The sequence below is a fragment of the Halosimplex yunnanense genome, assembly GCF_054504345.1.
In genome coordinates this window covers 25,464-41,100 of record NZ_JBTJEL010000023.1, presented here as the reverse complement: position 1 = coordinate 41,100, position 15,637 = coordinate 25,464, and the positions used below count along the sequence as shown (strand labels likewise).

General features: G+C 66.1%; 15 protein-coding genes. 10 read left to right on the top strand and 5 right to left on the bottom strand.

The window, feature by feature from the left end; genetic code table 11:
- The first annotated feature begins 27 nt into the window (after positions 1-27).
- Complete coding sequence (locus tag AB2U09_RS00590) at positions 28-462, top strand: hypothetical protein (RefSeq protein ID WP_459190747.1); 435 nt, start codon at positions 28-30, stop codon at positions 460-462.
- Positions 463-766: 304 nt separating this feature from the next.
- On the opposite strand, the gene AB2U09_RS00585 is transcribed toward AB2U09_RS00590, so the two are convergent.
- On the bottom strand, positions 767-1,966 hold the full coding sequence (locus AB2U09_RS00585) for a Cdc6/Cdc18 family protein (RefSeq protein WP_459190746.1): 1,200 nt from the start codon (positions 1,964-1,966) through the stop codon (positions 767-769).
- Positions 1,967-3,171: 1,205 nt separating this feature from the next.
- Between AB2U09_RS00585 and AB2U09_RS00580 the strand changes: the two genes are divergently transcribed.
- The gene (locus AB2U09_RS00580) at positions 3,172-3,618 is read left to right on the top strand and encodes a four-helix bundle copper-binding protein (RefSeq protein ID WP_459190745.1); all 447 of its coding nucleotides are present in this window, start codon (positions 3,172-3,174) and stop codon (positions 3,616-3,618) included.
- Between the two features lie 164 nt (positions 3,619-3,782).
- On the opposite strand, the gene AB2U09_RS00575 is transcribed toward AB2U09_RS00580, so the two are convergent.
- Complete coding sequence (locus AB2U09_RS00575; RefSeq protein WP_459190744.1) at positions 3,783-4,331, bottom strand: hypothetical protein; 549 nt, start codon at positions 4,329-4,331, stop codon at positions 3,783-3,785.
- Between the two features lie 304 nt (positions 4,332-4,635).
- On the opposite strand from AB2U09_RS00575, the gene AB2U09_RS00570 reads away from it, so the two are divergent.
- Positions 4,636-5,103, top strand: a complete 468-nt coding sequence (locus AB2U09_RS00570; protein WP_459190743.1) for an SPW repeat protein — start codon at positions 4,636-4,638, stop codon at positions 5,101-5,103.
- Between the two features lie 88 nt (positions 5,104-5,191).
- On the opposite strand, the gene AB2U09_RS00565 is transcribed toward AB2U09_RS00570, so the two are convergent.
- Positions 5,192-6,763, bottom strand: coding sequence for an FAD-dependent oxidoreductase (locus AB2U09_RS00565; protein WP_459190742.1), 1,572 nt, complete (start codon positions 6,761-6,763; stop codon positions 5,192-5,194).
- A gap of 176 nt (positions 6,764-6,939) precedes the next feature.
- Between AB2U09_RS00565 and AB2U09_RS00560 the strand changes: the two genes are divergently transcribed.
- The 6 genes from AB2U09_RS00560 (at position 6,940) to AB2U09_RS00535 (ending at position 13,583) form a co-directional block, all read left to right on the top strand.
- The gene (locus tag AB2U09_RS00560) at positions 6,940-7,485 is read left to right on the top strand and encodes an iron transporter (protein WP_459190741.1); all 546 of its coding nucleotides are present in this window, start codon (positions 6,940-6,942) and stop codon (positions 7,483-7,485) included.
- Between the two features lie 202 nt (positions 7,486-7,687).
- Positions 7,688-8,914, top strand: coding sequence for a DUF7972 family membrane protein (locus tag AB2U09_RS00555; RefSeq protein WP_459190740.1), 1,227 nt, complete (start codon positions 7,688-7,690; stop codon positions 8,912-8,914).
- A gap of 91 nt (positions 8,915-9,005) precedes the next feature.
- The gene (locus tag AB2U09_RS00550) at positions 9,006-10,340 is read left to right on the top strand and encodes a cation:proton antiporter (protein ID WP_459190739.1); all 1,335 of its coding nucleotides are present in this window, start codon (positions 9,006-9,008) and stop codon (positions 10,338-10,340) included.
- 65 nt (positions 10,341-10,405) lie between these two features.
- Complete coding sequence (locus tag AB2U09_RS00545) at positions 10,406-11,485, top strand: pentapeptide repeat-containing protein (RefSeq protein WP_459190738.1); 1,080 nt, start codon at positions 10,406-10,408, stop codon at positions 11,483-11,485.
- Between the two features lie 111 nt (positions 11,486-11,596).
- Positions 11,597-11,818: a dodecin family protein gene (locus AB2U09_RS00540; protein ID WP_459190737.1), complete on the top strand. Its 222-nt coding sequence runs from the start codon at positions 11,597-11,599 to the stop codon at positions 11,816-11,818.
- A gap of 82 nt (positions 11,819-11,900) precedes the next feature.
- Positions 11,901-13,583 carry an NADH-quinone oxidoreductase subunit D gene (locus AB2U09_RS00535; protein WP_459190736.1) on the top strand — a complete coding sequence of 561 codons (1,683 nt, stop codon included), beginning with the start codon at positions 11,901-11,903 and terminating at the stop codon, positions 13,581-13,583.
- 211 nt (positions 13,584-13,794) lie between these two features.
- Here the strand turns inward: AB2U09_RS00535 and AB2U09_RS00530 are convergent, their stop codons facing one another.
- Positions 13,795-14,034, bottom strand: a complete 240-nt coding sequence (locus AB2U09_RS00530; RefSeq protein ID WP_459190735.1) for a DUF8593 domain-containing protein — start codon at positions 14,032-14,034, stop codon at positions 13,795-13,797.
- 140 nt (positions 14,035-14,174) lie between these two features.
- On the opposite strand from AB2U09_RS00530, the gene AB2U09_RS00525 reads away from it, so the two are divergent.
- Entirely contained in the window at positions 14,175-15,020 is an 846-nt protein-coding gene (locus AB2U09_RS00525; RefSeq protein WP_459190734.1) for a hypothetical protein, read from the top strand.
- 120 nt (positions 15,021-15,140) lie between these two features.
- Here the strand turns inward: AB2U09_RS00525 and AB2U09_RS00520 are convergent, their stop codons facing one another.
- Positions 15,141-15,509: a DUF7344 domain-containing protein gene (locus tag AB2U09_RS00520; RefSeq protein ID WP_459190733.1), complete on the bottom strand. Its 369-nt coding sequence runs from the start codon at positions 15,507-15,509 to the stop codon at positions 15,141-15,143.
- Between the last annotated feature and the right edge of the window lie 128 nt (positions 15,510-15,637).

Here is a 15,637-nt window from a genome sequence, read left to right as displayed (position 1 = left end):
CGAAACGGTCCGTGGATCCACCGTCAGATGGACGGTCAGAACCAGCGCACCGAGCGACCGGACGAGCGACCAGAGCAGGCGCTATCGGACGTCGGCATCAACGGCGAGGAGGACAGCGGCCGGTCGAGGGACGACCTCGAACAGCTCAGCGCGGAGGCGTACAGATCCCAGCAGCTCGGCGACGAGGACGAGTCGGACGGCGACGACGAGGAAACCGATTCGACCCTCGCTTCGGGCACGACTACCGTGCTGTTCCACCAGCGCTCGGAGAGACACACCGTGGAGTCGACCAGGCGATACAACGGGATGCAATCCCACCTCGGCCGGTGCCCCGAGCGCATCTCCTGCGTGAAGGGCTGCGCCGTTTCCGACATCGCCGCGTTCCGGGCGCAGTCGGAACCCCGGGACGACGAGCCCCACCCCACCGCCGCACAGGCGTCAGCCTATCTCGCCCGCGACTGATTTTTCCCGTTCTCCCTTTCGGCGCCGTCGCCACACCTGATGAGCACGTCCACACTCCACAGTGCGAACTGAGCCGGAAGAACCCGGGTGTAGCGGCGCGTCGTCAGACGCTCGGACGGTGAGACACCGGATTTCCGGTGAATCGGGCCGCGAGACCGGAGCGGTGTCGAAATTTTCGAGGATCGCACACCGGGTTTCCAGTGAAATCGCTATCCCGACAGGACTGGAACGAGACGGTGTGAGACACCGGGTTTCCGGTGAATCGCTCACACCGTGCCCGAAAGCGACAGAACGGGCGAGGAGGTCAGATCGTGTCGGCGAGGACGTCGCGGACGACCGCGGGGTCTTCGAGAAGTTTGTGGTTGGTGTAGCTCCCCTCGGCGCTCCCGCCGCTGTGTCGCGACTGCTCGATGATGTCGAGGAAGGCGTGTTCCTTGAGCAGGTCGCGGACGCGCCGCAGCGAGAGCATGTCCGAACTCTCCTGCCGGCAGATCTCCTTGTAGACGTCGTATATCTCCGTCGTCCGGAACCCGTCCTGGTTGGTCTGGTTCAGCGAGAGCACGGTCAGTGCCTGGAGGACGTACCTAGAGTGGGGCGTCGAGCCGCGGATGAGTTCCCGGAAGCGGTCGGTCTCGGCTCGTTCGCGAGCGTCGACGACGAACTCCTCGGTGACGCGGTCGGCGCCGCGGGACTGGGCGATCTCGCCCGCGTAGCGGAGGATGTCGATCGCCTGCCGGGCGTCACCGTGTTCCCGGGCCGCCAGCGCCGACGCCTTGGGGATGACGCCGTCCTCGAGGACGCCTTCGCGGAAGGCGTCTTTCCGCGCCTCCATGATGTGGTTGAGCTGGGTCCCGTCGTACGGCGGGAAGACGAACTCCCGCTCGCAGAGGCTCGATTTGACCCGCTCGTTGAGCTGCTCTTCTTTGTACTTGATCTTGTTGCTGATGCCGATGACGCCGATCTTGCAGGAGTCGATCTTCCCCGCTTCGCCCGCTCGCGAGAGCTGCATCAGGATGTCGTCGTCTTCGAGTTTGTCGATCTCGTCGAGGATGACGAGGACGACGTCGTAGCAGTCGTCGAGGATCCGCCACAGTCGCTTGTAGTACGTCGACGTCGCGATGCCCTTGTCGGGGATCTTGATGTCCGTCCGGTCGGGGTCGTTCAGCGACGCCGCGATAGTCTGGACGGCCTGGGTCTCCGTCGAGTCCTGCGCGCAGTCGACGTACGCGAAGGTTGCGGCGACGTCCTCGTCGTTCGCGGTCGAGACGAGCCGCCGGGAGACGTGTTTCGCACACAGCGACTTCCCGGTGCCCGTCTTCCCGTAGATGAGGACGTTACTCGGGCTCTGGCCGAAGATGGCCGGGTTCACCGCGTTCGCGAGTTCCTGAATCTCCTCGTCGCGACCGACGATCCGCCCTTCGTCGGGGAGGTGGTTGATCTCCAGCAGCTCCTTCTGGACGAAGATCGGGTCTTCCCGGATGAAGAGATCGTCGGAGTCCGGCATGCGATGGTGACACCACGTTTCCGGTGAAATCACTTTATTCTTTCCTAGCGCCGGGGATTCTCGGATGGAGGGTGTCAGATCGGGGCGAGACACACACACCACGTTTCCGGTGAAACGGGGAAACCGGGGGGTGAGGGGGTCCACATGAAACGGGGGTTGACCGGGTAGGTTCCAGACCTGGATGAAATGTGTTTCGGGTAGAGACAATACTTACCGGCTGATCGGAATGAAAGGGTGGAAGATCGATAGCGAAGAAAAGGAGTGAGAGAAACCTGCAGGCAGAAGTCCGCAGACAAGATTCTATAGACAGGAGTCTGTAAACAAGAGCTGACAGACAGTGGTCTCTTACGAGAGTGAGTGTGAGAAACACACACCGGATTTCCGGTGAATTCTGCGGTTTCACGATAGGACGTTGACGAGAACGGGACAAGCGGATGTGAGGATCACAGCCAGGTGAGAAATCGAGATGCGGTGTGGTGATATCTTGCAGGATATCACCGCCCACTTAAAGAAGTATATAAACCTATTAAAAAGAGGTTCTAGTAGTTATGGAGTAGTAAGGATAGATAGAATCGATCGTTGTCTGTTGAGCTGTGGAGATCATGTTTCTCCCCGTATCCCTCCTAGAGTTGTTATTCAGCGTCTGTTTCTAGTCTACTAGTCTAGATCAGATCTCTCTATATTATATTAATTAAATCTTTCTTTAGTAGAAGTGAGTGAGTGAGTACAGGCACAGGAAATGGTTTATTTCCTTTTCTCGGTCGGCGAATTATTCAAACTAAGTGTGGGCGCGATCCAGTTCATCTAATTATTCTATCTTTTCCCCGCCCAGATTCCACCCTGCTCTTCCCCCCACCCCCGCCCTCTTCCCCCGTTTCACCGGAAACGTGGTGTGTGTGTCTCGGTGACCATTTCTCCATTCTCTCTTCTCCCATAGGTCGTGACCCTTCAGAAACCACTCAATCGCCCTCGTGACTCTCCATCTTCCTCTCGCAGTTCTCCGGTTCAGTCCCCTTTCCGCAGTCGCTCACTCGGGACAGTTCGGTTTTGCCGGTAACGCGGGACGAGTCGAACGGGTAAGACTACGTTTCCGCCCTCGAACGCCGTCGAGACCGGAGTAACAGCCGTATAGATGGGACAACTATCGACCGTTTATATGTGAACCGTCGGGGAAGTTGCGGGCGGGTTCACGCCCGGTGTCTCTCATGTCACAGCAACTCGGACCGACGAACCAGATGACCCAACAGCCGACAAACCAGCAGTCGATGATGCAGTCCGGCGGCACGCTCCCACAGCAGACACGGACGGCGCTCCACGAGGTAGCGCAGGCGATCCAGGTGTGCGGGTGGTGTGCCGACCAGTGTATCCAGTCCGCAGATCCGAACATGATCGAGTGCATCCGACTGTGCGAGGACGTCGTCGAACTCGGCGAGGCCGTCCTCGCGATCGCGCCGCGCTCGTCGCGGTACACGACACAGCTCGTCCAGGCGTTCCAGCAGGCCGCCCAGGAGTGCGCACAGGAGTGCGGTCACCACCAGTCCTCGCACTGCCAGGAGTGTGCGAGCGTCCTCCCGCAGGCCGTCTCGGCGACTCAGCAGCTGACGCAGGGGCAGCAGATGGGACGCATGGGCGGTACGCAGCAGACCTGGTAACGCAGCGCTGGTCTGGATACGCGACGACAGACGAGGGGAACTCGCGGACCGTCTCGACCGCGGCTCCGAGCCCCCGAACCCGACTCTTCACGACGGTCACGCGCCCCTTTTCCAACGCTCAGGATATCACATCCCCGACGGCATTCGGTGTCGAAATGTGTAGCTCACTCCCGGTCGGTCGTTCTGGTTCCGACCCACGCGCCGAGGGTAATCCCGTAGAGGGCGTGCCCGACGTGGAACGCGACGCGGTCGTCGGGGTCGACGTCGAGGAGCCCCCCGAGGACAAACCGTTCGCCGAACGCCGAGAGGGCGAGCCCGTACAGCAGTCCGGCGACGGTCGTCGGAACTTCCCCCGAATACGTCGGCGGACCGCGCTGGCGGTCGTATCTCGGGTCGTCCGCGTCGACGGACTCACGGCCGCGGAGCGACGCGGCGAAGGCCGCGCCCGCAGTCCCACCGTAGATGAAGTGGAGGACGAGCGCGGGGACGGGGTAGTCCTCGGGCGCGCCGTCGCCGACGAACTGCGCCCAGAAGTCGGCCGTCGGTGGGAGCGAGCGGGTAACCGGGAGCCGGTAGACCGTCATCACGAGCGTCGCGAGGAGGCCGCCTTCGAGCCCTCGGCGGACTCGGCCCGCGAGCGCGCGGTTCCCGGGAGGCGGGTCGGCGCTGTCGGAGGCGTCACGTTCTCGTCGGTCTGCGAGTGCTCGACTCACGACCTCGATATCGCGTCCTCGGCCCCTAAGTACTCGGTACGCAGTGTCCGGGGGCGGGCCGGGCGGGATCCATCTGTTCGGGATAACATGCTCTTCCGATCGGGGCCAGCGCGACCCTACCGTTCTCGGACGGTGCAGCCCGGCCGGCGGAACTCGCCGCGGAGCCCAAGGAGGGGGCCGCCGAGCGAACGGATGTACTGTTTTCGGCAGTTCAGCGTCTAGGGGAGCCTTTCCCGGTGTCAACCCGGTGGACGGAGTCGGCAATATAAACGTGTCCAGCCCCAACTGATAGGTGGCGATACCCATGAGCGAGAGCGACGCATACGACCAGGACGAGTACCGCGAGGACGATTACGACGAACGCGAGGTAGACACGAATCCGACCGAGAGCGGGAAGTGGATCTCGCTGCTCGTCGCGCTGCTCGGGCTGTGGATGCTCGCGCAGTCGTTCATCCTCGATCCGATCGCGGGGAACTTCTGGAGCGACATCATCGTCGGCGCCGCACTCCTCGTGCTCGGTGGCTACAACTACTACCGCCGCGCGAACGACCAGCTCGGCAGCGTCGGCGTCGGTGCGTTCGTCGCACTGCTCGGGCTCTGGCTGATCGCGACGCCGTTCATCCTCGGCTCGACAGAGGGGACGGCCGCGGTCGAGGCGGACATCGAGTTCTGGAACGACATCGCTGTCGGGCTGCTTACGTTCCTCCTCGGCGCCTACAGCGCTTACGAGGCGCGTGATACCGACGTCGCGACGCCAGCGGCACGGACCTGACCGGAGCACCGGTCGAGAACGGATCCCGCGGTATTTTTCGGCGGTGTGACGGTCGGAGAGTCACTGCTCCGTAGTCACGGACTCGCGGTCACTGGTCCGTGGGGTACTCCACGTCGATCTGGTCGAGATCGTCGACCGCGGGGGTGTCGAGGACGGTCCCATCGACGTCGAACCGCGAGCCGTGGCAGGGGCAGTCCCACGACTCCTCGCCGTCGTTCCAGGTGACGAGACAGCCCATGTGCGGGCAGACGGCGGAGACGGCGTGGACCTCCCCGGTCTCGTCGCGATAGGCCGCGACGGGGTCGTCGCGCTCGTCGGCGACGATGGCTTCCCCGGGCGCCAGCCCCGACAGGTCCAGATCCGGATGAGACTCCACGTACCCCTCGAACAGGTGTTTCATCGCGTGTTTGTTGTGCGAGAGCAGATCCGACTTCGAGGCGCCGAACTCGAAGCGCGTCGGGTCGTAGACGTCCGTCCACGGGTTCTCGCGGCCGCAGATCAGGTCCGCGAGCAGCAGACCCGCGACGGTGCCGTTGGTCATCCCCCAGCCGCCGAAACCCGTCGCGACGTAGATGTCGCGGGTCTGCGGCGCGGCTTTCCCCACGAACGGGACCTTGTCGATCGACGTGTAGTCCTGTGTGGCCCAGCGGTACTCGATTGACGCGACGTCGAAGCGCTCGCGGGCCTGCCGTTCGAGCTTCCGGTAGCGGTCGGTCGTGCGGTCGGCGTGGCCGGTACGGTGGTTCTGGCCGCCGATCAGCACGAGCGAGTCTTCGCCGGCGTGGGGGCGCACGGAGAAGTACGGCTCCTCCGGGTCGTAGTACAGCCCCTCGGGGACGTCGTCGTCGAGTCGTGCGGCGACGACGTACGACCGCTTGGGGCTGAGCCGCGAGAAGTACAGCGCGTCGTCGGAAATCGGGAAGTGCGAGGCGACGACGACGTCGTCGGCGACGACCTCGCCGCGGTCGGTGTCGACGCGGCAGGGGTCGCCGTCGTCGATCTCGTGGACGGTCGTCTCCTCGAAGACGCCGCCCGGGCCGTCGGCGTCGGCGACCTCCGCGGCGAGCGCGAGCAGGTACTTGCGCGGGTGGAAGTACGCCTGGTCGTCGAAGCGGACGGCACCGCCGATGTCGTAGGGGAGGTCGGTCTCCTCGACGAAGGAGACGGGGAGGCCGAGGCGGCGGGCGGCGTCGACTTCCGCGCGCACGTCCCCTCGGCTCCCGCCGGGATCGACGTAAGTGTAGGCCGGCGCGCGGCCGAACTCGCAGTCGATGCCGAGGTCGTCGACGGTGTCGGCGACGTGCTCGATGGCGGCCTCGTTGGCGTCCGCGTACTGCTGGGCGCGTTCGACGCCGAAGTGGTCGATCAGGTGGTCGTAGACGAGTCCGTGGAGCGAGGTCACCTTGGCGGTGGTACGCCCGGTCGTAGCGTCGAGGATCCGGTCGCGTTCGAGGACGGCGACCGAGCGACCGGCCTCGGTGAGTTCGTAGGCGGTCGTGACGCCGGCGATCCCGCCGCCGACGACGGCGACGTCGACGTGTCGGTCGCCGTCGAGGGGGTCGTAGTCGGTCCGCTCGGACGTGTCCATCCAGATCGATCCGTGGCGGCCGGCGAGTTCGTCGTCCCCGGCTCCGCGAGTCGCGTCGTCTGAGGGTGTCATGTACTCGGGCCTCCGAAGGGGTGAGATCCTCGCCCGGAGAGCGGTTGAAAGTTCGCCCGGAACGTGCGGGGTCGAGCGCTCGATCGAAGGGCCGGACTGGACAGAGAGACCGGACAGCAGGCGTCCCTTCGCTTGCCGGCCGAGTGGTTACTGCCGACCCGGGCGAAGGAGGCGGCATGAGCCAGCACGGCAAGACGACGAGCGAGGAGGTCGACGACCGCCAACTGGAACTGGCCCGCGCGGAGGGGGAGGCCTACCAGCGGTCGCTGCGCTACATGACCGAGGAAGTCGCTCACACCGGCGACATGACCGAGGCCGAGGACTACGTCGTCGGGTTCGCCCAGGAGGAAGCCGAGGGCCTCTACGAACTCACCGACGGCGGCGGGTTCGAGTGGCGCGAGCCCGACGACGAGAACTGCCACGTCGAGGTCGCCGTCGCGGACGTCGACGACGGACGGTTCGTCCCGGGCGCGGAGGTGAGCGTCCGCATCGCCGACGAGGACGGCGAGGAGGTCGAGGCGGCGACGCTGCCGCTGCTGTGGCACCCCGGGCTGTACCACTACGGGGCGAACGTGCGGCTGCCCGGGGACGGCACCTACACGCTGGAGGTCCGCGTCGGGCCGCCGACGTTCCACCGCCACGACGAGGAGAACGGCGACCGCTACGGCGAGCCGGTGACCGTCACCTTCGAGGACGTCGACCTGAAGACGGGACAGTCCTGACGGTCGAACCGTCGCGCCCCGAGTCCGTGCGCGACGGCCCCGAGAATAAATGCGTCGCGGCCCTTGTACCGGCATGTCCAAGTCAGCGGTCAGTGCGGTCGAGCGGGGTCGATCCCCGGCAGTGGCGCTCGCGACTCGCCGGCCTGTCGCTCGTCGTCTGAGCGCCGGACAGCCGAGCGGTCGCCGTCCCGGCGTCTGAACGATGGCCGAGGGAGAGAACCGTCGGGAGCGGCTGACGTCCGCGCCGTTCGACGCAGCGACGGCGGTCATGGGCCGGTTTCGACGGACCGGTCTCGCCCAGTGGCTGTTGTTCACCGGGAACCGGTCGGTGGTGGCGCTCGCGCTGCTGGCGGCCGTCTTCTCGACGTTCGTGGCGCTGGCGCTCGCGCGGCCGTTCGACATGGAACGGTTGCTCTCGGAGACGACGACGCTCCAGACGCTGTTCGAGGCGCTGTTGCGCGGGGCGATCCTCGTCGTCTCCATCGTCACCTCGATCAGCTCCATCGTCCTCTCGGCGGAGATCACGGACATCATGACTGAGGAGGAGCGCATCGACGCCTCGCTGGAGTTCCGCCGCCGCGCCGAGGAACTGATCGACGCCGACGTCAGCCCGGGACGGCCCGCGGACTTCCTGCAGGCGATCCTCTACACGATCCACCAGGAGACCACGGAACTGCGGCGGGTGGCCGGTGGGGATAGAAACGAGGCGTTCGAGGAGGAGGTCCGGGAGTTCGCCGAGGACGTGTTCACGGACACGCGGGAGGCGGCGGAGACGCTCGACGGCGCGCAGTTCGGCACCTTCCGCGTGCTCTCGGCGGGACTTCACTACGACTACTCCTGGCAGCTCAACACCGCGCGACGGCTGCAACAGCAGTACAGCGACTCGCTGACTGAGGAACAGGCGTCGGCGCTGTCGGACCTGATTGACACGCTCAAGTTCTTCGGCACGGGCCGGGAGCACTTCCAGTCGCTGTACTACAAGCGGGAGATGGCGCGGCTGTCGGCGACGCTGCTGTACGTCTCCTTGCCGGTGATCGTCTTCATCTCGTATCTCATCCTCGCGCTGGATTCGAGCATCATCCCGAACGTTCCGGTCGGGCCGCTCTCGTCGCTGTCGGTGTTCGTGCTGTTCGCGTACACCGTCTCGCTGGCGCCGTACGTCGTCCTCACGGCGCACGTGATCCGGCTGGCGGCCGTCACGCTCCGGACCCTCTCGGCGGGGCCGTTCATCCTGCGACCCCGCGAGGACCACCACGTCGTCGACGTCGAGGTCGACATCGACCCCGAACAGTGGGGCCAGTGGGACGCGGAGGCGGAGATCGAGACCCCGGTCGAGAAGTCCGGCGCCCGCGCACACGGCAGCGAGGGGTCCGATCGCGACGGCGCGACCGCCGCGCGAGACGAAGAGGGGGTCGTCGGCGACGAGTAGGACCTGACCGGCACCCGAACGCCGTGGATCCGCGGGCGTCTCACCAGCGAGCCGGCAAAAGTTCCTTTCGTCGGGGCGCCCAACAACGGGTATGGCAGTGTACGAATGGGCGCTCGTAGTCGTGAGCCTCGCGATCCTCGGGGCAGTCGTGTTACCGCGGTTTTTCGCCGACAAGCCGATGTCGTTTCCGCTCATCTACGTCATCGCGGGCTTTGCGATCTTCTCCGCTCCCGTCGGCGTGCCGGCGCCCGACCCGGTCCAGTATCCCGACGCCACCGAGCGACTCACCGAACTGGTGGTGATCATCGCGCTGATGGGGGCGGGGCTGAAACTCGACCGGCCGTTCGACTGGCGGGCGTGGTCCTCGACGTGGCGCCTGCTCGGCATCACGATGCCGCTGACGATCGCGGCGGCGACGTTCCTCGGGTGGTGGGTGCTTGATCTCAACCTCGCGACGGCGGTGTTGCTGGGTGCGGTCGTGGCGCCGACGGACCCGGTGTTGGCCTCGACGGTCGAGGCGACGCCGCCGACCGCCGAGACCAACGAGGAGGTCGACCCCACCGAACAGGAGGGGGCGATCCGGTTCGCGCTCACCTCCGAGGCTGGACTCAACGACGGGCTCGCGTTCCCCTTTACCAACCTCGCCATCGTGATCGCCGGCGTCAACCTCGCGACGGTCGACCCGACGTCGCTGTCGTCGATGGCGTGGCTCGGCGACTGGTTTCTCTATCACGTCCTCTACAAGATCGTCGTCGGGGTGATCGGCGGCGTCGTCGTCGGCTACCTCATCGCCCGGTTCATCTTCGGCCGGCCGTCGAGCACCGACCTCGCCCGGGTCATGGAGGGCGCCGAGGCGCTGGCGGCGACGCTTTTGGCCTACGCCGCGACCGAACTCGTCCACGGCTACGGGTTCATCGCGGTGTTCGTCGCGGCGCTCGTCCTGCGTCACTACGAGTGGGAGCACGCCTACTACCAGAAGCTCCACGACTTCGCGGTGCTCGTCGAGCGACTCCTGATGGCGGCGGTGCTGGTGCTGTTCGGCGGGACGCTCGCGGGCGGGCTGCTGGACTCGCTGACGATACTGGACGCGGCGGTGGGGCTGGCGTTTATCCTCCTCGTCCGCCCGGTCGCGGGGTTGATCGGGATGGCCGGCGCCCCGGATCTGTGGCAGGAGCGGGCGATAATCGCCTCCTACGGCGTCCGCGGGATCGGGTCGTTCTACTACCTCGCTCACGCGCTGAACGCGGCGTCGTTCCAGGAGTTCGAACTGGTGGTCGCGACCGACCAGCTGTGGGCGCTGCTGGGGTTCGTCGTCGTCGCGTCGCTGGCGATCCACGGGATCACGGCCGCGCCGGTGATGAACACCGTCGACGAGTGGCGCAGCAAACACAAGGAAGATTTCACCATCCCGGAGGAGGCGGACTGACGTGTTCGCGACGGCGACACCGCGAACTCCGGCTGTGAGAGCGACCGCGATACGGCACGGGAACGATGTCCGATAAAACGCCCTCTTTGGCCGATTCGGAGGCGGTCCCGGACGGTCGGTGCGGGTTCACGTACGACGTGAGCACGCTGCCAAACGTGGGGGCGGTGTCGTGCTGGCGGGAGACCTGGGAGGACGAGGACCGGTGTCTCTGGCACGCCGACCTGAACGTCAAGCCGCGCGAGGCGCTGGCCGACGACGAGCCGGACGCACCCGAGCGCCTCGACGGCGCGATCCTCAACCGGGTGAGCCTGAACGGCGTCGACTGGTTCGAGGAGTGTACGCTCATCGGCGCGAGCCTCAAGGCGGTCGACCTGCACGACGCGTCGCTGGCCGGCGCCGATATGCGGGAGGCGTCGCTCGAACACGTCTCGGCCCGGCGAGCGGATTTCTCCGGAGCGAACCTCGAAGACGCGTCGCTGAACGTCTGCGATCTCCGGGCGGCCGACCTGACGAACGCCCGCTTCGATCAGGCGGTCTTCTCGAACGTCCGCATCAGCCGCGCGACGGCGTTCGGCGACCGGACGGTCTACGAGACCGAACTCGACGACGTCGGCGACGCCGACTACGTCCGGGCGGCGCAGGCGGCCATCTGGAGCTACCGGGAGATCCGGGACCTCCACGAGAACAACGCCCTGCCGATCGAGGCCCGGAGCTACTACCTCGACGAGAAGGACCTGCGCCGGCGGCTCGCCTGGCACGAGGGCGACCACGCGACGGCGCTCAAAGCCGAGGGGTCGCGGTGGGTGACCGGCTACGGGATGAGCCACTGGCGGGTTCTCGGGGCCTCGGCCGTGGTGATCATCCTCTGTGCCGCCCTGTACCCGCTGACCGGCGGCATTCAGGAGACGGTCGGCGGCGACACGACCACCTGGTCGCTGGAGAGCCCCGAGGACGCGCCGCCGTTCTGGATCGCTTTCATCCTGTTCCGGAGCCTGTATTTCAGCATGATCACCTTCTCGACGCTGGGGTACGGCGACATCCGGCCGGTCGGCACGGCCGCCCGCTGGCTGGCGGGCGTCGAGTCGCTGCTGGGGTCGATCCTGATGGCCCTGCTCGTGTTCGTGCTGACCCGCCGGATCTCCTGAGCGGCCGGGATCGGTGTTCCCGTTCGGGTCGTTTCGTCCCCTGCTCGCCCGTGCTCGCTTGCGAGGGCTTGCCGTGCTATCACCCGCGCAGGCGTCGTACGGGGACTATCGATGACTGCAGTCAAAATCGTCAAAGTGCTGGGAACGTCGGAGGAATCGTGGAACGACGCCGCCGACGAGGCGGTCGCACAGGCGAGCCAGACCATCGACGACATCAACGGCGTCGAGGTCGAGGACTGGACGGCCGAGGTAGAGGACGGCGAGGTGACGGAGTACCACGCGACGGTCGAGGTCGCGTTCCCGGTCCACGAGGGCCAGCACGACTCGCAGTGACCTCGCGAACCGACTTCGATCGCCGACTCGTCCCCACGACACCGATGAACGCCACAGTCACCGCTCCCGGAGTGAACCAGCCATGAGTACAGAGACGGAACTGAGTGAAGCGGAGGAGACGGAGGCGAAACCGAGCGAGGTCGAGGCGATCATCGGCGACCGACTCCTCGGCCGCGACGACCACGTCCACGCGCCGGGGTTCGTCATCTCGCCGGGCGACGTCCAGTCAGTCCTGTTCGACCTGCGCGACGAGGGCGGGTTCGACCACCTGAGCTGTCTCACCGCCCAGGAGTACCACGACCGCTACGAGTCGATCTACCACCTCACGAGCTACGACCAGCGGACGCGGGAGGTCGACATCGTCGTCCCGATGACCAAGGACGACCCGAGCAACGAGTCGGCGGCGCCCGTCTACAGCACGGCCGGCTGGCACGAACGGGAGGCCTACGACCTCGTCGGCATCGAGTACGACGGCCATCCCGACCTGCGGCGGATTCTCTTGCCCGAGACGTGGCAGGGCCACCCGCTCTCGCTCGATTACGACCAGACGGAGTCGCAGATCGTCCCGTTCAACGAGCACCAGCCGCTCCAGTCGGCCACGAGCTCTCCGGAGTCGATGAACGAGGGGGGCGGGACCGATCCGGGGACGATGTTCATCAACGTCGGCCCGCACCACCCGGCGACCCACGGCGTGCTCCACCTCGAGACGGTGCTCGACGGCGAGCAGGTCGCGGACGTCAACCCCGACATCGGCTACCTGCACCGCTGCGAGGAGCAGATGTGCCAGCAGGGCACCTACCGCCACAAGATCATCCCCTACGCCGACCGGTGGGACTACACGGCGAACATGCCTAACGAGTGGGCCGTTGCCCGCGCCATCGAGGACCTGGCGGACATCGAGATTCCGGACTACGCGCAGGTGCTGCGGACGATGGCGACGGAACTCGGCCGGATGTACGGCCACTTCCTCGCCACCGCGACGTTCTCGCTGGACATCAACGGCGACTTCACCGCCGCGTTCCAGTACGGCTTCCGCGACCGCGAGATCGTCCAGAACATCCTCGAAGACCTGACCGGCCAGCGGATGATGTTCTACTACTTCCGGGTAGGGGGCGTGGCCTTCGACATCCCGACCCCGCGCTCGGAGTGGTTCGACAAGGTCCGGGCGTTCATCGACGACCTCCCCGACCGCATGGGCGAGTACCACGACCTGCTGTCGAACAACGAGCTGTTCCAGATGCGCTGCGTCGACACGGGCTATCTCGACCCGGAGATCGCCAAGTCCTACGGCGCGACGGGACCGATCGCCCGCGGGTCGGGCATCGACTACGACCTGCGCCGGGACGACCCCTACGGCTACTACCCCGAACTCGACTGGGACGTGGCCGTCCAGGAGGGCTGTGACAACTACGCGCGCGTGCTCGTCCGCCTGCAGGAGGTCGAAGAGTCGGCCCGCATCGTCTCCCAGTGTATCGACCTGCTGGAGGACTGGCCTGAAGACGAGCGGACGATCCAGGCGAACGTGCCGCGCACGTTGCGCCCGGACCCCGACACCGAGATCTACCGCGCGGTCGAGTCCGCGAAGGGCGAGATGGGCGTCTACATCCGCTCGGACGGGACCGACTCGCCCGCCCGGTTCAAGATCCGCAGTCCATGTTTCCACAACCTCTCGACGCTCCCCGAGATGGCCGAGGGCGAACTCATCCCCGACCTGATCGCCGCGCTCGGCAGCCTCGACATCGTCCTCGGCAGCGTCGACCGGTGACCTAGCCGCTCGATATCTTCGACAGGCCGAGCTTAACAACGGTATCACTGTTAGGCGGATTCGATTTCTCGTTCGCGAGCGGCGCCGCCGGCCGCCGAGTTGCTCTCGCGTCCCGTTTTCGAGAACGGCCGTAGCGGCGCTATCGAACGGGATCGTTCGGAGGTGGGAGCAATAGAACGGTCGAAACAGTCGGAACGAACCGGCTCCCGGGTCAGGAGAGCCGGATTTCGTCGTCGGTGATCGTCGATATCGCGTCGGCGGGCAGCGGGTAGTCGTCCTCGTCCGCGCTGCTCCAGCCGAGCTTCGACGACACGGTGTCGGTGATCCCGGGGTCGGGGTTGACGTAGGCGGTCCCGCCGCGGACCTCGGAGACGACGCCGATCTTCTCGCCGCTGCTGTCCATGATCGGCTTGCCCTGGTCGTCGTCGGTGATGGAGGTTCGGTCGGCCATCGTCACCGACCCCCCGAACTGTAGTGGTCGCTCTCCTGCTCGTGGCGGTCGCCGGAGCGACGCTGCTGGTAGCGGCTCTGCTGGTGTTGTAGCCCGCCCTGCTGGCCGCGCTCGCGCTGGCCGAACTGTCCCTGCTGGCCGTGACGCTGGCCGCCGCGCTGGACGCCCTGCTGTCCTTGCCCGAACTCGCCCTGCTGGTTTTGTCCGCGCTGGTGGAGTTGGCCTTCCTGCTGGCCCTGCTGCTGGCGCCGGTGACGTTCCTGCTGACTACGGTGCTGTTGGTGGCCGCTCTGCTGGCTGTGCTGGCCCTGCTGGCCGCCGAACTGGCTCTGCTGGTGGTCTTGCTGGTGACTCTGCTGGTGCTGCTGACCGCTACGTTGGCCCTGCTGATGGCCGCTGTGGTGGCCCTGCTGGTGCTGCTGACCGCTGTGTTGGCCGTGTTGCTGGTGGCCCTGTTGGTGCTGCCCGCTCTGCTGCTGACCGTGCTGGCTCTGTTGGTGCTGGCCGCTCTGGTGCTGGCGGCCGCGCTCGCGCTGGTTTCCGTAGTCCTGCTGGGTGCCGTAGGGCCCCTGATCGTAGGACTGCTGGCCGTACTGGTTGCCCTGTCCGTGCTGGCTGTGCTGGCCGCCTGTCAGCTGCTGGTTGTGTTGCCGGCCGTGCTGGTCCTGCTGCCCGTGTCGCATGCCCTGTTCGTGGCGGCCGCTCTGCTGTTGCTGCCCGTGTCGCATTCCCTGGTGGTGGCCCTGCTGCTGTTGGCCATGCTGTTGGTGCTGGCCGTGTTGGCCCTGTTGCTGCTGACCTTGCTGGTGTTGACCGTGCTGGTGCTGACCGTGCTGCTGGCCGTGACGGTTCTGGTCGTGATTCGACTGTCGTCGCTGGTCGTTGTGGTTCGAACTGTGTCGGTCCATAGGTTGTGGGTATCGCGCCGCCTGTCGCTCGGCGGTCGCTCGTCGGCCCGGTTCGAACCAGACGCTATCGAGGCATAGTTACACGTCGCTTAGTGCGAGCCGGCATCGAGGCGGGGGAAACGGACGAAACTAGCCCGAAAATACCGGACAGTCGGTCGCTCGCCTCGACCGAGGCTGGCAATCGCGCCGAAGGGTCGCTCAGGCGGGCGGGTCGTCGGCGAGGCGGACGGTCCCGGAGTCGGGGTCGAAGTCGATCACCCCGTAGTCGTCGAGCATCGGGAGCTGTCCGTGGTAGAACCAGGTCTGGACGCGCCGCTCGACGTCGGTGGAGACCTCGTCCGGCGGGCTGTCGGTGAGCTGTGAGACGACGTAGGTCGCGACCTCGGAGACGGAGACCGCGCCGTCCGCGTCCCGCAGGTACTTCAACAGGTACCGGCAGTGCGGATCGTCGAGCGCGTCCGCGAGCCGTTCGCCGTGGTCGGTCGCGTCCGCGAATCGCTCGCCGCGGCCGCTGGTATCCGCTGCACGCTCCTCCGTGACCGCTGGATTGTCAACCCCGTGAGTCATGATAGGCACGTTTCGTCCCTACCCACATCAGAACGGTGCCTAAAGGAATAGACTGAGCCCCGAGACCGGAGATCTCTGGATGCTTCCGAGAGGGGCTGTGCGTGCTGTTTCCGGCCGCCCGGACTTCT